Consider the following 1109-nt stretch of genomic DNA (forward strand, 5'->3'; position numbering starts at 1 on the left):
TGCGGATTTCGGTGAACGTGACCGAGCGTTTCGCTAATACGTGACCGGTGCTTCCACCCCGGTTGCGCGGGTTCTGGATTGTAATCGCATCGGTCACGATGCGGCTTGTTCCTCGGCTTTTTTTCGGCGCAGCGACTCGCCTTTCATCGTCAGCCGGTAGGCGTTGTGCACCAGGCGGTCGAGGATGGCATCGGCCAGGGTCGGGTCGTTGATCCAGCCGTGCCAGTGCTCGATGGGCAGTTGGCTCGTCAGGATGGTGGAGCGGCTGCCAGCGCGGTCGTCGATCACCTCCAGCAGGTCATGCCGGGCTCCTTCCTCCAGCGGGGCTAGCGCCCAGTCGTCCAGCACCAGGGCGTCGACCTTTGCCAGCTGTTGCAGGGTACGGCCGAAGCTGCCGTCGCCATGAGCGGTGCGCAGTTGTTCCAGCAGGCGCGGGGTGCGCAGGTACAGGGTGCTATAGCCCTGGCGGCAGGCCTGGTTGCCCAGGGCGCAGGCCAGCCAGGTTTTGCCGGCACCGGTCGGGCCGGTCAGCAGCAGGTTGTGCTGCTGGCGGATCCAGTCGCCACTGGCCAGGGTGGCGATCAGACGCTCGTCCAGGGCGCGACCGGAGCGGCGGTCGATATCTTCCAGGCAAGCGTTGGCGTACTTGAGCTTGGCCTTCTTGCGCAGCCGTACCAGGCGCTGGTTGTCACGCCAGGCCAGTTCACGGTCGAGCAGCAGGCCGAGGCGTTCATCGAAGCTCAGGCTGTGGCTGGCCGGCAGCGTCCATTGCTCCTCCAGGGCGCGGGCCATGCCGTCCAGGCGTAGCTGGTGCAGTTGATTCAGGGTGTGTTGCGGCATCATCGAACAGCTCCTGTTGCGGGGGTTGGTAGTAGTCGGCGCCACGGACGTTTTCGTGGTGCTCGGGCAAGGCCGTTTCAGCCGCGCGCTTGGGCAGCGGCTGTTGATCCAGGCCTTGCTGGAGCAGGTTGCGCACGCTGCGCCCGGTGAAGGCGCGCAGGTGTACGGCACGTTCGGCAGCGGCTTCCAGGCGTGCATTGCCATAGCGCCGGGCCAGCGAGAGCAGGCCGAGGCAGGCGCGGTAGCCCATCTCCGGGTGCGGCTTGTGG

At 66.4% G+C, this 1109-nt stretch carries 1 protein-coding gene and 1 pseudogene; both read right to left on the reverse strand.

The window, feature by feature from the left end; translation table 11 throughout:
* Nucleotides 1-93 precede the first annotated feature (93 nt).
* Nucleotides 94-843: an IS21-like element IS1474 family helper ATPase IstB gene (gene istB, locus PSOLE_RS23390; RefSeq protein ID WP_140419001.1), complete on the reverse strand. Its 750-nt coding sequence runs from the start codon at nt 841-843 to the stop codon at nt 94-96.
* A pseudogene (locus PSOLE_RS23395) lies at nt 731-1109 on the reverse strand (IS21 family transposase); the annotation flags it as partial. The gene istB and the pseudogene PSOLE_RS23395, both read right to left, overlap by 113 nt.

The sequence above is a fragment of the Pseudomonas oleovorans subsp. oleovorans genome (genome assembly GCF_002197815.1).
Taxonomy (GTDB): Bacteria; Pseudomonadota; Gammaproteobacteria; order Pseudomonadales; family Pseudomonadaceae; genus Aquipseudomonas; species Aquipseudomonas oleovorans.